This is a genomic window from Nocardioides segetis (genome assembly GCF_051390595.1).
GTDB lineage: Bacteria > Actinomycetota > Actinomycetes > Propionibacteriales > Nocardioidaceae > Nocardioides.
In genome coordinates this window covers 53,489-70,731 of sequence record NZ_JBNINR010000020.1, presented here as the reverse complement: position 1 = coordinate 70,731, position 17,243 = coordinate 53,489, and the positions used below count along the sequence as shown (strand labels likewise).

14 protein-coding genes are annotated in these 17,243 nt (G+C 72.1%); 9 read left to right on the top strand and 5 right to left on the bottom strand.

Translation table 11 applies throughout. The features are described from left to right. Positions 1 to 15: 15 nt before the first annotated feature. Together nhaA and ACPZVR_RS23280 are read left to right on the top strand one after the other, a co-directional pair. A complete protein-coding gene (gene nhaA, locus ACPZVR_RS23285; protein ID WP_436702070.1) occupies positions 16 to 1,383 on the top strand; it encodes a Na+/H+ antiporter NhaA in 1,368 nt (455 codons plus the stop codon). A gap of 3 nt (positions 1,384 to 1,386) precedes the next feature. Next, on the top strand, positions 1,387 to 1,812 hold the full coding sequence (locus tag ACPZVR_RS23280; protein WP_436702069.1) for a hypothetical protein: 426 nt from the start codon (positions 1,387 to 1,389) through the stop codon (positions 1,810 to 1,812). Here ACPZVR_RS23280 and ACPZVR_RS23275 read toward each other — a convergent pair. The 4 genes from ACPZVR_RS23275 to ACPZVR_RS23260 form a co-directional block, all read right to left on the bottom strand. Next, the gene (locus tag ACPZVR_RS23275) at positions 1,763 to 2,182 is read right to left on the bottom strand and encodes a pyridoxamine 5'-phosphate oxidase family protein (RefSeq protein WP_436702068.1); all 420 of its coding nucleotides are present in this window, start codon (positions 2,180 to 2,182) and stop codon (positions 1,763 to 1,765) included. The two genes, ACPZVR_RS23280 and ACPZVR_RS23275, sit on opposite strands and share 50 nt — an antisense overlap. 199 nt (positions 2,183 to 2,381) lie before the next feature. After that, positions 2,382 to 4,355 (bottom strand): acetate--CoA ligase, encoded by a 1,974-nt coding sequence (acs, locus tag ACPZVR_RS23270; RefSeq protein ID WP_436702067.1) that lies wholly within the window; start codon positions 4,353 to 4,355, stop codon positions 2,382 to 2,384. A gap of 202 nt (positions 4,356 to 4,557) precedes the next feature. Continuing rightward, complete coding sequence (locus ACPZVR_RS23265) at positions 4,558 to 6,162, bottom strand: monocarboxylic acid transporter (protein WP_436702066.1); 1,605 nt, start codon at positions 6,160 to 6,162, stop codon at positions 4,558 to 4,560. Beyond that, entirely contained in the window at positions 6,162 to 6,539 is a 378-nt protein-coding gene (locus tag ACPZVR_RS23260) for a DUF485 domain-containing protein (RefSeq protein ID WP_436702065.1), read from the bottom strand. Before ACPZVR_RS23260 ends, ACPZVR_RS23265 begins: the two co-directional genes overlap by 1 nt. A gap of 200 nt (positions 6,540 to 6,739) precedes the next feature. Between ACPZVR_RS23260 and ACPZVR_RS23255 the strand changes: the two genes are divergently transcribed. The 6 genes from ACPZVR_RS23255 (at position 6,740) to ACPZVR_RS23230 (ending at position 14,905) form a co-directional block, all read left to right on the top strand. Continuing rightward, positions 6,740 to 7,144: a hypothetical protein gene (locus tag ACPZVR_RS23255; protein ID WP_436702064.1), complete on the top strand. Its 405-nt coding sequence runs from the start codon at positions 6,740 to 6,742 to the stop codon at positions 7,142 to 7,144. Positions 7,145 to 7,238: 94 nt separating this feature from the next. Next, positions 7,239 to 8,699 carry a pyridoxal phosphate-dependent decarboxylase family protein gene (locus ACPZVR_RS23250; RefSeq protein ID WP_436702063.1) on the top strand — a complete coding sequence of 487 codons (1,461 nt, stop codon included), beginning with the start codon at positions 7,239 to 7,241 and terminating at the stop codon, positions 8,697 to 8,699. Continuing rightward, positions 8,696 to 10,012: a lysine N(6)-hydroxylase/L-ornithine N(5)-oxygenase family protein gene (locus tag ACPZVR_RS23245; protein ID WP_436702062.1), complete on the top strand. Its 1,317-nt coding sequence runs from the start codon at positions 8,696 to 8,698 to the stop codon at positions 10,010 to 10,012. Before ACPZVR_RS23250 ends, ACPZVR_RS23245 begins: the two co-directional genes overlap by 4 nt. Further along, positions 10,012 to 12,372 (top strand): GNAT family N-acetyltransferase, encoded by a 2,361-nt coding sequence (locus ACPZVR_RS23240; protein ID WP_436702061.1) that lies wholly within the window; start codon positions 10,012 to 10,014, stop codon positions 12,370 to 12,372. The genes ACPZVR_RS23245 and ACPZVR_RS23240 overlap by 1 nt, the downstream gene beginning before the upstream one ends. Then, positions 12,369 to 14,357: a penicillin acylase family protein gene (locus ACPZVR_RS23235; RefSeq protein ID WP_436702060.1), complete on the top strand. Its 1,989-nt coding sequence runs from the start codon at positions 12,369 to 12,371 to the stop codon at positions 14,355 to 14,357. The genes ACPZVR_RS23240 and ACPZVR_RS23235 overlap by 4 nt, the downstream gene beginning before the upstream one ends. After that, entirely contained in the window at positions 14,354 to 14,905 is a 552-nt protein-coding gene (locus tag ACPZVR_RS23230) for a GNAT family N-acetyltransferase (protein ID WP_436702059.1), read from the top strand. The genes ACPZVR_RS23235 and ACPZVR_RS23230 overlap by 4 nt, the downstream gene beginning before the upstream one ends. Here ACPZVR_RS23230 and ACPZVR_RS23225 read toward each other — a convergent pair. Continuing rightward, entirely contained in the window at positions 14,894 to 15,442 is a 549-nt protein-coding gene (locus ACPZVR_RS23225) for a Uma2 family endonuclease (protein WP_436702058.1), read from the bottom strand. The two genes, ACPZVR_RS23230 and ACPZVR_RS23225, sit on opposite strands and share 12 nt — an antisense overlap. Before the next feature lie 241 nt (positions 15,443 to 15,683). On the opposite strand from ACPZVR_RS23225, the gene ACPZVR_RS23220 reads away from it, so the two are divergent. Further along, on the top strand, positions 15,684 to 17,192 hold the full coding sequence (locus ACPZVR_RS23220; RefSeq protein ID WP_436702057.1) for an MFS transporter: 1,509 nt from the start codon (positions 15,684 to 15,686) through the stop codon (positions 17,190 to 17,192). Positions 17,193 to 17,243: the final 51 nt, after the last annotated feature.

Genomic DNA, 17,243 nt, shown 5'->3' with positions numbered 1-17,243 from the left:
TCAGGAGCCCCGCCCATGCCCGACCCCCGTCACGCCCCCGACGACCTGTGGCGTCGCGGCCCCGTGTGGACGGCGAGCGAGCGGCCCCTGGCCCGGTACGTCGCCCGCCCCCTGCGCGAGTTCCTCCACGTCGAGGCGGCCGGGTCGGTGCTACTGCTCGCGGCCACGGTCGTCGCGCTGCTCTGGGTCAACCTGCCGTTCGACGGCTGGGCGTCGGCGTACGACCACTTCTGGCACACGCCCATCGCCCTCGAGGTGGGCGACTGGCGGATCGAGGAGTCGCTCCAGCACTGGGTCAACGACGGGCTGATGGCGATCTTCTTCTTCGTCGTCGGCCTCGAGATCAAGTACGAGCTCGTCCACGGCGACCTCCGCGACCCGCGCACCGCCGCGCTGCCGATCGTCGCGGCGGTCGGCGGCATGCTCGTGCCGGCGCTGGTCTACGCCGCGATCGTCGGGGGCGGGGAGGGCTCCGGAGGCTGGGGGATCCCGATGGCCACCGACATCGCCTTCGCGGTCGGTGTCCTCGGGCTGCTCGGCTCACGGATCCCGTCCGCCGCGCGGCTGTTCCTGCTGACCCTCGCGATCGTCGACGACATCGGCGCGATCCTGGTGATCGCGCTCTTCTACACCGCCGACCTGTCGCTGGGCTGGCTCGCCCTCGCCCTCGGCCTGCTGGCGGCGATGGCGGCGCTCCGGGCCGCGCGGGTCTGGTCGATCCCGGTGTACGCCGTGCTCGGCGTGGCGGTGTGGTTCGCGCTGCTCCAGTCCGGCGTGCACGCCACGCTCGCCGGCGTCGCGATCGGCCTGCTCACGCCCGCCGTCGCCCTGCTGCGCCCCTCGGTCGCCACGGAGTACGCCGTCGAGGGGTTGCGCGACAACGACCTCGACGCCGAGGAGCTGCACCGGCTGCGCTTCCTCATCGGCGAGTCCGTCCCCGTCGTCGAGCGGCTGCAGACCCGGCTGCACCCGCTGTCGGCGTACGTCGTGCTGCCGGTGTTCGCCCTCGCCAACGCCGGTGTCGCGCTGGGCGACGGCGTGCTCGGCGAGGCGCTGCGCTCGCCCATCGCCCTCGGCATCGCGGCGGGCCTGGTCCTCGGCAAGCCGCTCGGCATCACCCTGGCCTGCTTCCTGGCGATCCGCCTCGGCGTCGGCCGGATGCCGGAGGGCACGTCGTGGCCGCAGATCGTCGGGGTCGGCGCCGTGGCCGGCATCGGCTTCACCGTCTCGCTGTTCATCGCCGGCCTGTCCTTCCCCGGCTCCGAGCTGCTCACCGCCGAGGCGAAGGTCGGCATCCTGGTCGCGTCGGTGGTCGCCGCCGGCGTGGGTGTGCTGCTCCTGCTGTTGTCGGGACGCGACCGTGCGCGAGGTGACAGCATCTGACCCGTGGAGGGTCGTGCTGTCGATCGCGTCGCCCGGCAGGGGTGGGCGTGGATGCTGCCCTGCTTCGGCCTGGGGTTCGGCGCCGCCGGCCAGGAGCTTCTCCGGGTCGACCGAGCCCCGTTCGCCGTCGCCGGTCTGGTGCTCGGCGCCGCCTGGCAGTTGCTCTACCGCCGAGACCTGGTGGACCGGCTGATCGTGCCGACCGTCGTGATGTGCGTCGTCGTCGGGCTCAGGCTCGTCTCGGGGGAGGAGCTCCTCGTGGACGACGAGGCCGCCTCGCCCGAGAGCGTGCTGCTCTACGTGGGGGGTGTTCTCGCGGGACTCGTCCTCGCCGAGGCCTACCTGCGGCGCCGGGACCGCCGGGCGGAGGCGGAGGAGCTCAGCCTGCCGGCAGCACCTGGACCGAGCCGAGGATCCGCTCCACGCTGACCCGGATCGCCACCCGCTCGGGGTTCGGGGTCGGCGGGCGGTAGCGGGCGGCGTACAGCTCGCAGGCGCGGGCCACCGATTCCGCGTCCTCGTGGACCTCGCCGGTCCCCACCAGCGACGCCCAGCGGCCGCGGTCGACCTGGGTGATCGTGAGCCGGGCGTCGCGGCCGAGGTTGCGCACCTTCTGCGAGCCGCGCCGGGTGATGATCCACGCGCATCCCTCCTCGCGGTCGAGGGTCGCGCCGACGGGGACGGCATGGGGCGCGCCGTGCCGGTCGAGGGTGCTCAGCGTGCAGAGGTGGTACTCGGTCCAGAACGCGGTGAGCTCCGCGGGCAGGGCGGACCAGTCGATGGATCGCAGGGCAGGCACGGCCCACAAGGTACGCCGACCCGGCTCGGATTGAATCTCCGGGAGGCCCGACCCGGCCCAGATCGAACCCGGATACGCCGACCCGGCCCAGATTGATCCGGATACGCGCCGACCCGGCACAGACCGAACATTCCTGTCGTTCGATCTGCGCCGGGTCGGCGTTGATGCTTGTTCAATCTGCGCCGGGTCGGGGCGCTGCTCAGTCCTCGGTGGACGTGGCCTGGCCCGCGGCGATCAGGTCCATGATCGAGGCGTCCGCGAGGGTCTGGGTGTCACCGACCGCGCGGCCCTCGGCGACGTCGCGCAGCAGGCGGCGCATGATCTTGCCCGAGCGCGTCTTCGGCAGCTCGGGCACGATCATGATCTGCCGCGGCTTGGCGATCGGACCGATCTCCTTGCGGACGTGGTCGGAGAGCTCCTTCACGATGTCCGGCCCGCCGTCCCCGGCCTCGTTGCGCAAGATGACGTAGGCGACGACCGCCTGGCCGGTGTCGGGGTCGGAGGCGCCGACGACGGCCGACTCGGCGACCTTCGGGTGCGACACGAGCGCCGACTCGATCTCGGTCGTGGACAGCCGGTGGCCGGAGACGTTCATGACGTCATCGACGCGGCCGAGGACCCAGATGTCGCCGTCGTCGTCCTTCTTCGCACCGTCGCCAGCGAAGTAGAAGCCCTGCTGCTTGAACCGGGACCAGTACGTGTCGACGTACCGGTCGTCGTCGCCCCAGATGGTGCGCAGCATCGAGGGCCACGGCGAGGTGACGACGAGGTAGCCGCCGGAGCCGTTGGGCACCGAACGGCCCTCGTCGTCGACGACGTCGGCCTCGATGCCGGGGATCGCGGTCATCGCCGAGCCGGGCTTGCCGGCGGTCACGCCGGGCAGCGGGGAGATCATCACCGCGCCGGTCTCGGTCTGCCACCAGGTGTCGACGACAGGGGTGCGGTCGCCGCCGATGACGTGGCGGTACCAGACGTAGGCCTCAGGGTTGATCGGCTCGCCGACGGAGCCGAGGATCCGCAGGCTCGACATGTCGAAGCGGTCGGGGACCTCGTGGCCCTGCTTCATGAACGACCGGATCGCCGTCGGCGCCGTGTAGAACAGCGTGACCTTGTAGTCCTGGATGATCTTCCACCAGCGACCGGGCTCCGGGCTGTCGGGCGTGCCCTCGTAGAGGACCTGCGTGACGCCGTTGGCGAGCGGTCCGTACACGATGTAGGAGTGGCCGGTGACCCAGCCGATGTCGGCGGTGCACCAGTACACGTCGGTGTCGGGCTTGAGGTCGAAGACCGCGTGGTGGGTGTACGCGGCGCCGGTGAGGTAGCCGCCGGTCGTGTGCAGGATGCCCTTCGGCTTGCCGGTCGTGCCGGAGGTGTACATGACGTAGAGCGGGTGCTCGGCGTCGAACGCCTCGGGCGTGTGCTGGTCGGACGCGCCGTCGACCGCGTCGTGCCACCACACGTCGACGCTGTCGTCCCAGCTCACGTCCTGGCCGGTACGGCGGACCACGAGCACCTTCTGCACGACGTCGGTCTTGGTGCGGGCCTCGTCGACGGCCGGCTTGAGCGCGGACGCGGTGCCGCGGCGGTAGCCGCCGTCGGCGGTGACGACGACCTTCGCCTGGCAGTCGTCGAGCCGCGAGGCCAGCGCGTCGGCGGAGAAGCCCCCGAACACCACGGTGTGCGGGGCGCCGATGCGGGCGCAGGCGAGCATCGTGACGATGGCCTCGGGGATCATCGGCAGGTAGATCGCGACCCGGTCGCCGGTGCCGACGCCGAGCTCGGTCAGCGCGTTGGCGGCCTTCGACACCTCCCGCTGCAGGTCGGCGTAGGTCAGGTCGCGGGTCTCTCCCTCCGGCTCCCCGACCCAGTGGATCGCCACCTTGTCACCCTTGCCGGCCTCGACGTGCCGGTCGACGCAGTTGTAGGCCGCGTTGAGCCGCCCGCCGACGTACCACTTCGCGAACGGCGGGTTGTCCCAGTCGAGGACCCGCTCCCACTTCGTGTCCCACGTGAGCCGCTCGGCCTGCTCGGCCCAGAAGCCCTCACGGTCGGCCTTCGCGGCGTCGTACGCGTCGGCCTTCACGTTGGCGGCGGCTGCCAGGTCGGCCGGGGGCTCGAAGCGGCGGTCCTCCTTCAGCAGGTTGGCCAGGGTCTCGGCTGTCTGGTCGCTCACGGTCGTCTCCTGATCGAGTGGGGTGCCACTGCTCACATTAGGACCCACGGGAAGTGTGGTCACCAGGGGTTGCACGGGGGTTGCCTGTGGGGCGCCTGCGAACGGCCAGCCACTTGTAACTACCTGTTCTTGCCACTACCGCACCCGTCTACGGGTGTGGGAGCAGCATGAACAGGTAGTTACAAGTGGGCGGGCCTGCGAATCAGTGCTGGACGGCCTGCTCGGCGCCGGCACCGGTCAGGGCGCGGACCTCGAGCTCGGTGAACCGCTCCTCCGCGGCGGGCTCGTGGGAGGTGATGGTGCCGAGCCAGCCGAAGAAGAACCCGAGCGGGATCGAGACGATGCCCGGGTTGCTCAGCGGGAACCACGACCAGTCCGCGCCGGTGACCAGGGCCGTCTCCGAGCCCGAGACGACGGGGGAGAAGAACACCAGGCCCACCGACGAGATCAGGCCGCCGTAGATGCCCCAGGTCGCGCCGCGGGTGTTGAAGCGCTTCCAGAACATGTTGTAGACGATCGCCGGCAGGTTGGCCGAGGCCGCCACCGCGAAGGCGAGGGCAACCAGGAACGCGATGTTGAGACTCTGTGCCGGGATGGCCAGAGCGATCGCGATGACGCCGATGCCGGCAGCGGCGATCCGGGTCACCTTGATCTCGTCGTGCTCGCTCGCCTTCCCGCCCTTCACGACGCTGTTGTAGATGTCGTGCGCTACCGAGGTGGACGAGGTGAGCGTCAGGCCCGCGACCACCGCGAGGATCGTCGCGAAGGCCACGGCCGCGATGAACGCCAGCAGGATCGCGCCGCCTGTCGATCCGGCGCCACCTCCGACCTCCTCGGCCAGCAGCGGCGAGGCCAGGTTGCCGCCCGAGTCGGCCACGTCGGCGGCCTTGTCGCCCTTGAGCATGGCGGCGGCGCCGAAGCCGAGCACCAGCGTGAACAGGTAGAACACGCCGATCAGACCGATCGCCCAGAGCACCGACTTGCGGGCGTCGCGCGCCGTCGGGACGGTGTAGAAGCGGATCAGGATGTGCGGGAGTCCGGCGGTGCCGAGCACCAGCGCGAGACCCAGGCTGAGGAAGTCGATCTTGCTGGTGGTGTCGGCGCCGTACTTCAGGCCGGGCTCGAGGAACGCCTGACCCTTGCCGGTGTTGGAGGCGGCGGTGCCGAGCAGCTCGGAGAGGTTGAAGTCGAAGTGCCACAGCACCATCACCACGATGAGCGCGGAGCCGACCATCAGCAGGATTGCCTTCACGATCTGCACCCAGGTGGTGCCCTTCATCCCGCCGATGGTGACGTAGATGATCATCAGGGCGCCGACGCCGATGATGGTGAGGTTCTTCAGCGCCTGGCTGTCCGCGCCGAGCAGGAGCGCGACGAGCGCGCCCGCGCCGACCATCTGCGCCAGCAGGTAGAAGATCGAGACCACGACGGTCGAGGTCGCGGCGGCCATCCGCACCGGGCGCTGCTTCATGCGGTACGCCAGCTGGTCGGCCATTGTGTACCGGCCGGAGTTGCGCAGCATCTCGGCCACCAGCAGGAGCGCGACGAGCCAGGCGACGAGGAAGCCGATGGAGTAGAGGAATCCGTCGTACCCGGACAGCGCGATGGCGCCGGAGATGCCGAGGAAGGAGGCGGCCGACATGTAGTCGCCGCCGATCGCGAAGCCGTTCTGGATGCCGGAGAAGCTGCGCCCACCGGCGTAGAAGTCGGCCGCGCCGGAGGTCTGCCGGCTGGCCCAGATCGTGATGCCGAGGGTCAGGGCCACAACCGCGAGGAACAGCAGGGTGGTGAGGAGCTGGTGGTCCATCAGTGATCGCCCCTTCCGCGGGAGGACTTGCCCTCGAGGGCGATGAAGCGCTCGTCCAGCTCCCGGGCCAGCGGGTCGAGGCGGGAGGTCGAGTAGCGGCTGTAGAGCCACGCGATGAGGAAGGTCGTGGCGAACTGCAGCAGACCGAAGACGAGGGCGACGTTGATGTTGCCGACCACCTGCTTGCTCATGAAGTCGCCGGCCCAGTTGGAGAGCACGACGTAGAGCAGGTACCAGCTCAGGAAGGCGACGGTCGCGGGGAACACGAAGCCGCGATAGCGCCGCTTGAGCTCGGCGAACTCCGGGGCCGCGTGGAGCTCGTCGTACACGGGATCATGGCGAGCAGCCATGTCATGGGGCGAGATGTCGGATGTCACGACGAGCCTCCTCGAGTCGGTGCGTGTGACCGGGGTCACGGACGCTTCCGACGCTAGGAGTGGTGCCGCCCGCCCCGGCAGGGGTGCGGTCCCGCTGCGCGCCGAGTGGGTCCGGGTTCTCGACCAGCGGTCGGTACGACGCGACGAACGGTCCGCCGCGATCGCCGGTGGCGCGCGGTTCGGCCCCGTAGGCTCGACGCATGTCTGTTGCCGACGACCCTGTCCGGCCGGTGCCGGTGCCGGTGTCAGCGGAGGCGCTGGCCGGCCGGTGGTTCGCGCTGCGGGTGGAGGACGTTCCGCTCACCCTTGTGCAGCTCGCCGTCCTCACGGTCCTGTGGTTGCCCTACAACATGCTCACCTTCTCCCTCGGTGATCTGACGCCGCGCGACCGGATGCGCATCCACGTCGTCCGCCGCGACGACGGGTCGGCCGTCGCGACCTTCCCCGAGAAGGGGCAGCGGCGGATCTCCCGTCGCATGCGCGAGCTGAGGGAGCGACTGCTGGAGCAGGAGGTCGCCGGGTTCTGCCGCGACCTCGAGATCCCGGCGAGCATGGTGGAGGGCCCCGGTGCCGAGATCGACGAGGACGCGCTCGTCGAGACCTGATCTGTGACGCGCGGCACCTGAGACGGGGGTGGCCGCCTGTGGCAACCATCTGCTTAGGTAAGGCTTACCTGATCTCGGACGAAGGTGACCTGCCGTGCCCCAGCTCCCGCTGCACCACGTGTTCCATCCTGCCCATGCCGACCACTACGCCGCCACCCTCGGCGAGGGCCTCGACCACCTGCTGCGCCAGCTCAAGGGGGTGGGCGGGCCCGCGACCGGCCTGAGTCCCACCGCCGCCGAGCGGCGGGTCGCGGAGGTCGACCTCGACCGCCCGCTGGCCGACGCGGGCCAGGTGCTCGAGGAGATCTCACGGCTGTGGCTCGATGACGCGGTCTGGTTCCACGAGCCGTCGTACGCCGCGCACCTCAACTGCCCGGTCGTCGTCCCCGCCCTGTTGGCCGAGCTGTTCGTGGCGTCGGTCAACAGCTCCCTCGACACCTTCGACCAGAGCGTCGGCGCGACCTTCATCGAGCGGCGCCTCATCGCATGGACGGCCGCCCGCATCGGGTTCGGGGCGGAGGCCGACGGCGTGTTCACCAGCGGTGGCAGCCAGTCCAACCTCCAGGGCCTGCTGCTCGCGCGCGGGCGTCACGCGGGGGTCCCTGCGGAGCGGTTGCGGATCCTCGCCTCCGCGGAGAGCCACTTCTCCGTGCAGAAGTCCGCGCGGCTGCTCGGGCTCGGCGACGAGTCGGTGGTCAGCGTGTCGACCGACGCGCGGCACCGGATGGACCCCGCGGCGCTGGAGCGCTCGCTCGCGGCCTGCGCCGACCTCGGGCTGCGGCCGATGGCGGTCGTCGCGACGGCGGGGACCACGGACTTCGGCGCGATCGACCCGCTCGAGCGGATCGCCGACCTCGCCGTCGCGTACGACGCGTGGCTCCACGTCGACGCGGCGTACGGCGGCGGGCTGCTCGTCTCGCCCACCCGCCGCGACCGCCTCCGAGGCATCGAGCGGGCCGACTCGGTGACGATCGACTTCCACAAGACGTTCTTCCAGCCGGTGTCGTCGAGCGCGATCGTCGTCCGCGACCGCGCGACGCTCGGCCCGGCGACCTGGCACGCCGACTACCTCAACCCGCGCGAGGCCACGAACCCCAACCAGGTCGACAAGAGCCTGCAGACCACGCGCCGCTTCGATGCCCTCAAGCTCTGGATGACGCTGCGGACCATGGGTCCCGACCTCGTCGGCCGGTACGTCGACGCGGTGGTCGACCTCGCCGCGGAGGTCCACCACCGCCACCGTGACGACCCGGAGCTGGCGTTCGCCGCGGCACCCGAGCTCAGCACCCTCGTCCTCCGCTATGTGCCGGCCGGGCCGCCGCTGGAGGAGAGGGAGAGCGCTGCGCTCAACAACGCGATCCGCGAAGCGCTCTACGCCTCCGGCCGGGCGATGGTCGCCGCCACGAAGGTCGACGGGGTGCACCACCTCAAGCTCACCCTGCTCAACCCGATGGCGACGGTCGAGGACGTCACGGGGGTCCTCGACCTCGTCCGGGAGACCGGCGGGCGCCTCGCGCCGGCCCACCGCCGGTCCCTGGCGGAGGCGGCGCGGTGATCACCCACGACTTCGTCGGGATCGGGCTGGGCCCGTTCAACCTCGGCCTGGCCTGCCTCACCGACCCGCTCCGCGCGAGTGACGACCTCGACGGCGTCTTCCTCGAGGCCCGGGCCCGCTTCGACTGGCACCCCGGGATGCTGCTCGACGACGCGACCCTCCAGGTGCCCTTCCTCGCGGACCTGGTCACCATGGCCGACCCGACCTCGCGCTGGTCGTTCCTCAGCTATCTCAAGCAGGCCGGCCATCTCTACCCGTTCTACATCCGCGAGAGCTTCTATCCCCTGCGCAAGGAGTACGACGACTACTGCCGCTGGGCCGCGGAGAGCCTGCCGTCCGTCCGCTTCGGCCAGGAGGTCACCGAGGTCGAGCACGACGGGACGGCGTACGTCGTGCGCAGCGCGGCCGGAGACAGCTGGCGGGCCCGGCGCCTGGTGCTCGGCATCGGCACCTCGCCACGGGTCCCCGAGCCGCTCCGGCAGGTCGTCGACGACGGCAGGGACCGCGCCGCCGGCGGCACCGTCACCCACTCCGCCGACTACCTCGACCATCGGGCGGCGCTCCAGCAGCAGGAGCGGATCACGGTCGTCGGCAGTGGCCAGAGCGCGGCGGAGATCTACCAGGACCTGCTCGCCGCGGCACCCGACCACGGCTACGAGCTGGTGTGGCTCACGCGCAGCCCACGGTTCTTCCCGATGGAGTACACCAAGCTCACCTTGGAGATGACCTCGCCCGAGTACGGCGCGTACCACCGCGCGCTGCCCCTCCCCACGCGCGACCGACTGGCCCGCGAGCAGCGCCACCTGTTCAAGGGGATCAGCGGCGACCTGGTCGACGCGATCTTCGACCTGCATTACCAGCAGCGCGTCACCGGCGCCGGGCCGCGCACGACGCTGCTCACCAACACCGAGGTGCGCGCCGCCCGCCCGGTCGACGGCGGCAGCGAGCTCGACCTGCTCCACGTCGAGACCGGCGAGGCGTTCTCCCTCACCACGGGCGGCCTGGTGCTGGCCACCGGCTACGCCCCCACCCAGCCCGCGTTCCTCGACGGCATCCGCGATCGCATCCGGTACGACGCCCGCGGCCGCTACGACGTCGCCGCCGACTACTCCGTCGACGTGCACGGCGGCGAGGTCTTCGTGCAGAACGCCGAGGAGCACACCCACTCCCTGCTGGCACCGGACCTCGGCATGGGGCCGTACCGCAACTCGGTGATCGTCGCCGCCATGCTCGGACGCGAGGTGTACCCGATCGAGAAGCGGATCGCGGTGCAGACGTTCGGCGTCCCGGACCACCTGAAGCGAGCGATCTGATGCGCACCACCGTCGTCGGGATCACCCTCGAGCCGCTCGACGTCGACCGCGACCTCGACCTGCTGCACGCGTGGGTCACCCACCCGCGCTCGGCGTACTGGATGATGCAGGGCGCGAGCCGCGACGACGTCCGGGCGGAGTACGCCGGCATCGCGGCGGGTCCGCACCACGACGCCTGGCTCGGCCGGGTCGACGGCCGACCCACCTTCCTGGCCGAGACCTACGACCCGGCGTACTCCCCGCTCGCGGACCTGCCCGAGGTGACCGTGGGCGACCTCGGGATGCACCTGCTCGTGGCGCCACCGGCCGGATCCCCCGTCCGGGGCCTCACCACGGCCGTCTTCGACGCGGTCATGGAGCACTGCTTCGCCGATCCCACCGTCCTGCGCGTCGTCGTCGAACCGGACGTGCGCAACGAGCCGATCCGCGCCAAGAACGTCGCCGCCGGGTTCACCGAGCTCCGCGAGGTCTCCCTTCCCGGCAAGACCGCGATGCTGTCGGTCTGCTGCCGCGACGACTGGAACGCACCCGACCTGCTCCGCGCGATAGTCCCGGGGCAAAAGCACCGAGACACGCCGGAAACACGTGCTTGTGCCCCGGGACTATCGCCCGGCGAGCACCTGACACCCGAACTGATGGACCGCGCCCAGCGGCACCTGGTGGCCAAGGCGATCGGGGAGTTCGCGCACGAGCGGCTGGTCACGCCGACCCCGGTGCCCGGAGAGGAGCGGTGGCGGGTGCTGGCCGGCCCGTCGGCGTACACCTTCGCGGCCCGGCGGCACCTCCTCGACCACTGGGCCGTCGACCCCGCCTCGATCGTGCGGACCCGGGACGGAGCCCCCGCGGCCCCCGACGCCCAGGACCTGATCGCCGAGCTGGCCCCCGCCCTGGGCATCCCCGACCAGCTCCTGCCGACCTATCTCGAGGAACTCGCCTCGACCCTCGCCGCGGGCGCGTGGAAGCTGCGCCACCGTGCGATCCCGGTCGCCGAGCTCGTCGACGCGGGCTACCAGGAGATCGAGTCCGCGATGACCGAGGGACACCCCGCGTTCGTCGCCAACAACGGGCGGATCGGGTTCAGCCTCGACGACTACCGCGCCTACGCACCGGAGACCGGCAGCCCGGTCCGGCTGCACTGGCTGGCCGCCCGCCGCACCCTGACCCGCCTCTCGCTGGCGACCGACACCACCGAGGCGGCGTTGTACGACGGCGAGCTGGCGCCCGACGTACGGGACCGGTTCGCCTCCCGCCTCGCCGCACTCGGCCTGGCGCCCGACGACTACCTCTACCTGCCCGTCCACCCGTGGCAGTGGCAGCACAAGCTGGCCGTCACCTTCGCGCCGGACGTCGCGCGCCGCGACCTCGTCCACCTCGGCGAGGGCGGGGACGACCACCGACCGCAGCAGTCGATCCGCACCTTCTTCAACGCCAGTCGGCCCGAGCGCCACTACGTGAAGACCGCGCTCGCCATCCAGAACATGGGCTTCGTGCGCGGCCTCTCGCCGGCCTACATGGCGGCGACGCCGGCCATCAACGACTGGGTCGCCTCGGTCGTCGAGGCCGACGCCGAGCTGCGGGCGTGCGGGTTCGGGGTGCTCCGCGAGGTGGCGGCGATCGGCTACACCGGCGACGCCTTCCACCGCGCGGCCGGGCCGTCGCCGTACCGGAAGATGGTCGCCGCGCTCTGGCGCGAGAGCCCGCTCCCGCGCACGCCCGACGGCGAGCAGCTGACGACGATGGCCGCGCTGCTGCACCGCGACGCCGACGGCGACGCCCTCGTCACGGCCTGGATCAAGGCGTCGCCGGTGGACGCCGCGACCTGGGTGCGCGCCTACCTGCGGGCCTACCTGCGTCCGCTGGTGCACTGCCTCCATGCCTACGACCTGGCGTTCATGCCCCACGGCGAGAACCTGCTGCTGCGGCTGCGCGACCACGTGCCGGTCGGCGCGTTCATGAAGGACATCGGCGAGGAGGTCGCCGTCATGGGCGACCTCGAGCTCCCGGCCGAGGTCGAGCGGATCCGCGGCGACTTCCCCGACGACGTCAAGGCGCTCGCCGTCCACACCGACGTCTTCGACGGGGTGCTGCGCTTCGTGGCCGCGATCCTCGACGACGACGGGATGCTGCCGGCGGCGGAGTTCTGGGCCATCGCGCGCGCGACAATCCAGGAGCACGCGGCCGAGCACCCCGAGCTGACGGCGGCGGCAGCGCGCTACGACCTGCTGCGCCCGGAGTTCCGGCACAGCTGCCTCAACCGGCTCCAGCTGCGCAACACCCTGCAGATGGTCGACCTGGCCGACCAGGCGGAGTCACTGATCTTCGCCGGCACCCTGGCCAACCCGACCGCGGTCACCCCATGACGATCGTCCGCGACGAGCACGGGATCCCCCATGTCTTCGGCGATTCCGTGCTCGCCGTCGCCCGGGAGCAGGGCCGCGCGACCGCGCAGGACCGGGCCTGGCAGCTCGACGTCGAGCGACGGCGCGGCGAGGGGACCTGCGCCGAGGTCTTCGGTCCGGCGGCCCTGGAGTGGGACGTCCTGGCCCGCCGCGCGCTGCTGCCCGACCTCGCCCGCCGTGCGTACGCCGCGCTGTCGGCGCAGAGCCGCGCCTTCGTCGACGCCTATGTGGAGGGCGTCAACGCGGTCGTCGACCGGCCCTGGCAGCCGTGGACGCCGCTCGCCGTCTTCGCCGCGCAGCACCTGCTCTTCTCCGGCTTCCCGAGCCAGCTGTGGCGTCGGCACCTCGCCGCGACCGCCGGTCCCGCAGGGCTGCCGCTCCTCCGCGCCGAGGGCCTGCCCGGCGGCAGCAACGCGCTCGTGGTCGACGGATCGCTCACGGCGAGCGGGCTGCCGATCGTCGCCGGCGACCCGCACCGGGTGATCGAGGCGCCCGGCTGCTACGCCCAGGTGCGCCTGGTCTGCACCGACCCGGCCGACCGCTTCGACGTCGCCGGACTCACCTTCGTCGGCGTCCCCGGCGTCCAGCACTTCGGCCACGCGGGCGATGTCGCGTGGGGGATCACCAACGCGGTCGCCGACGACGAGGACGTGTACGCCGAGGAGCTGGTCCGCCACCGGGACGCGGTCATCGCCCGGGGCGCGTCGGCATGGGAGCCGGTCGCCCGGCGCGTCGAGCGCGTGCGGGTCCGCACCGGGGCCGACAGCTACGACGTGCAGGAGGTCGAGGTGCTGGTCACCGAGCGCGGACCCGTGGTGATCGGCGGACCGGACCAGGCGGCGTTCAGTCTCCGCACGCCCGCCTACGTCCTGGGCGACCTCGGGCTCGACGCCGTCCTCCCGCTGCTGCGGGCCCGGCGCACCCAGGACGTGACCGCTGCCTTCGACAGCTGGGTCGGGCCGGTCGACAACCTCGTGGTCGGCGACCGTGACGGCCGCACCGAGCACCGGGTCGTCGGCCGGATCCCCGAGCGCGACGCGGAGCGCCGGTGGACGGGCGCGTGGGTCGCGGACCTGCCGCGCCGGACCGGCCCGGTCCTGGTCACCGCCAACGACCGCGCCACCGACGCCTTCGCCCGGGTCGGCACCGACTTCGCGCCGCCGTACCGCGCGCGCCGGATCCGGGAGCTCCTCGACGAGCGCGCCGCGGTCGCGCCGCTGACGCCCGAGGACGTCGCGGCCGTGCTCGCCGACGACCGGCAGAGCGCCGGAGCCGCGCTCCTCGACACGATCGCGGCCCTGGTCGACGTGACCGGCCCCGCCGTCGCGCTGCGCGACCGGCTCCTCGCCTGGGACCGCCGGATGAGTGCCGACAGTGTCGCGGCCAGGCTCTTCGCGCAGGTCCGGGCCGCCGTCGTCGAGGGGCTGGTCGCCGCCCCGGCCCTGGCGGGCGTGACGGGCTCGCCCCACGGCGAGCTGTTCGGACCGTGGTTCGACCTGCGGGGTCGGGTCCGGCTCTGCCTGCCCGCGATCCTCGCCGCCGACAAGCCGTTCGGGGTGGACGTGCTCCAGGTGGTCGCCTCCGCCCTGGACGAGGTCGCCGCCCGACCGGAGCCCGCGCCGTGGGGGAGCGGTCACGTGGTCGCGCCCCTCACGCCGCACCAGCAGTTCGGCCTCCCCGCGCCGCCCGGGACGGCGCCGCCGTACGTCCCCGTCGCGGGGGACGACGACTGCGTCCTCGCGGCCCGCGCGCTCGGCGGCACCGGCGCGTGCGTGCACGGGCCGGTCGCCCGCTGGGTGTGGGACCTGGCCGGCGACAGCCGCTGGGTGGTGCCGTTGGGCGCGGCCGGGGACGCCGCCTCGCCGCACCACCACGACCAGCAGGCCGTCTGGGCGGCCGGCGGCACGATCCCGATCACCCGACCCGCCCCCGAGGAGACCCCTTGACCGTCGCGATCCGCCCCGTCGTCCCTGAGCGCGATGCCGCCCTCCTGCACTCCTGGGTCACCGCGCCGCGCGCGGCGTTCTGGGGGATGACCGACCACTCGGTGGCCGACGTCGAGCTGGTGTACGCCTATATCGCCGAGCAGGCCCACCTCGCGGCGTACCTCCTCGACGTGGACGACCAGCCGCTCGGGCTGCTGCAGACCTACGACCCGGAGGTCGACGAGATCGGCCGGTGGTACGACCGCCGTCCGGGCGATGTCGGCATCCACCTCCTCCTCGCCGACGACCACCGGCGTGCCGGACGCACGCCGGAGGTGATCGCCGCCGGCCTCGACTTCGTGGCGCATCTGCCCGGCTGCCGCCGCCTCGTCTTCGAGCCCGACGCCCGCAACACCGCCTCCGTGGCGATGATGGAGCGGCTCGGCTGCGAGCGGGGGCCGCTCGTGGACCTGCGCACGAGCATCGCGGAGAAGCCGGCGCAGTTCTTCTTCCTCGAGCGGGAGCGAGCCCTCCAGGTGGCGAGAGGCATCGTGCCGTCAGGCCAGTAGCGCGCTCAGGTCGAGATCGACCGAGCCGAGGTCCGCGACCTCCACCGAGCCGGTCGGGCGCTCGTCGGTGAGGCTGAGGCCGATGTCCCAGTGCTCGCCCGCGTTGACCAGCACCGTGAGGGTCCGCGCGGCGCGGTCGACGATCCAGTACTGCTGGATGCCTGATCCGCGGTAGTCGTCGGGCTTGTGGAAGAGGTCCTCGTCGCGGGTCGAGGGCGAGAGAATCTCCACCACGAGCACGGGGACCTCGGGCGACCAGAGCTCGTCGTCGCGCTGTCGCTGGACGGCGAGATCGGGGACGCGGAGCGTTCCGGTCGGCAGGCTGAGGCCACGGTCGTAGCGAACCACCATCGTGGGGAATGCCGCCCGCAAGAGCACGTAGAGCTCGCCGCCGACCCCGTTGTGGTCACCGCTGGACGGTGGACTCACGAGCGCGACCCCGGCGACGTACTCCGCCCGGACGCCGTCGGGCAGCCGGTCGAAGTCGGCCCGCGACATCGGTCGGCGCTCGAGCCGCTCGGCGAGCAAGGGGTCCATCGCTGGTTCCTGACGAGTCGACACATCCGGTCCCTCCAGTCTGCCTGCAACTCCCGAGATAAAGAAGCGGGGCCGAGCCTGGTCGAGGGGTCCGACACCCCGCGGAGCGATCTCCACAGGTGATCGCGTGAGCCCGTGAGCAGGAGTTGACCTGAGGGGTCCTCGCGACGCGGCGAGCGGAAACGACGGCCGCCCAGGCTGAGGGGCGACCCATCCGAGCCGAGCCCGCCAGGAGCACCCGATGACCCTGACCAGCCCGAGCGGCGCGCCGCCGCTGGCCCCCGCACCGGACCGGAGACGCCGCGGCCGGTGGATCGAGGACTGGCGCCCCGAGGATCCGGACTTCTGGGAGGCCACCGGCGCGCCGATCGCCCGCCGCAACCTCGTCTGGTCGATCTTCGCCGAGCACCTCGGTTTCTCCGTCTGGCTGATCTGGAGCGTCAGCTCGGCGTTCCTGGTCGCGCAGGGCTTCGCGTTCTCGCCCCAGCAGCTCTTCCTCCTCGTCGCGATCCCCAACCTGGTCGGCGCGCTGATCCGCGTCCCCTACACGCTGGCCGTCGGGCGCTTCGGCGGCCGGAACTGGACCATGGTCAGCGCGGGGCTGCTGCTCGTGCCCACGCTCGGCTTCGCGTACGCCGTCACGCGGCCGGACACGCCGTACTGGCTGTTCTGCGTCATCGCGGCGACCGCCGGGTTCGGCGGCGGCAACTTCGCCAGCTCGATGGCGAACATCAACTTCTTCTACCCCGCCCGGCTCAAGGGCGCCGCGCTCGGACTCAACGCCGCCGGCGGCAACCTCGGGGTCGCGCTCATCCAGCTCTGCCTGCCGGTGCTGGTCGGCGGCGCCGGCCTGTTCGGGCTGGTGCGGGCGAGCGAGGGCGGCATCCACCTGGAGCGCGCGGCCTGGGTGTACGCCGGCCTGGCGGTGGTGGCCGTCCTCGCCGCCCTGCTCCGGATGGACAACCTGGCCAACGCCCGTACGGACACCCGTCAGCAGCTGGGCGTGCTGCGGCACCGCCACACCTGGGTGCTGGCGCTCCTCTACATCGGGACGTTCGGCTCGTTCATCGGCTACTCCGCGGCGCTGCCGCTGCTGATCAAGCTCAACTTCTGGCACCAGGCCGGCCCCGGTCTCCCGGGGAGCGGCATCGAGTTCGCCTACTACGCCTTCCTCGGGGCGCTGGTCGGATCCGTCACCCGTCCCCTCGGCGGTCACCTCGCCGATCGGTACGGCGGCGCCCGGGTCACGCTGGTGGCCTTCGTCGGACTGGTGCTCGGCACGCTCGGGATCCTCGGCACGCTCTCGCTGCTGACGCCGATCCCCGCCACCGGCGCCGCCGCGCAGGCCGCCGCCGTCGAGGACAACACCGCGGTCTTCTGGCTGTTCCTCGGCGTCTTCCTGCTGGTGTTCGCCTGCACGGGCATCGGCAACGGGTCGACGTACAAGATGATCCCGGCCCTGCACCGCGCCGACGCCGTCCTCGCCACGGCCGACGGGACCCCCGAGCGCGAGCTCGCCCTGCTCGACGGCACCAAGCGGTCGTCGGCGGCGGTCGGCATCATCGGCGCGGTCGGCGCGATCGGCGGGTTCCTCATCCCGATCACGTTCAACAGCCCGTGGGTCAGCGAGCCGCTGGCGGCCACCCGCGGCGCGTTCGCGGTCTTCACCGCGTTCTACCTCGTCTGCCTCGCCGTCACCTGGGCGGTCTACTGCCGCCGCGGACAGCGGTACGCCGAGGCCGGGATCTGACGCGGGGATGTGCTGTCCGACGACCGAGTTGGTCGCCGGAACGCCGCCAGC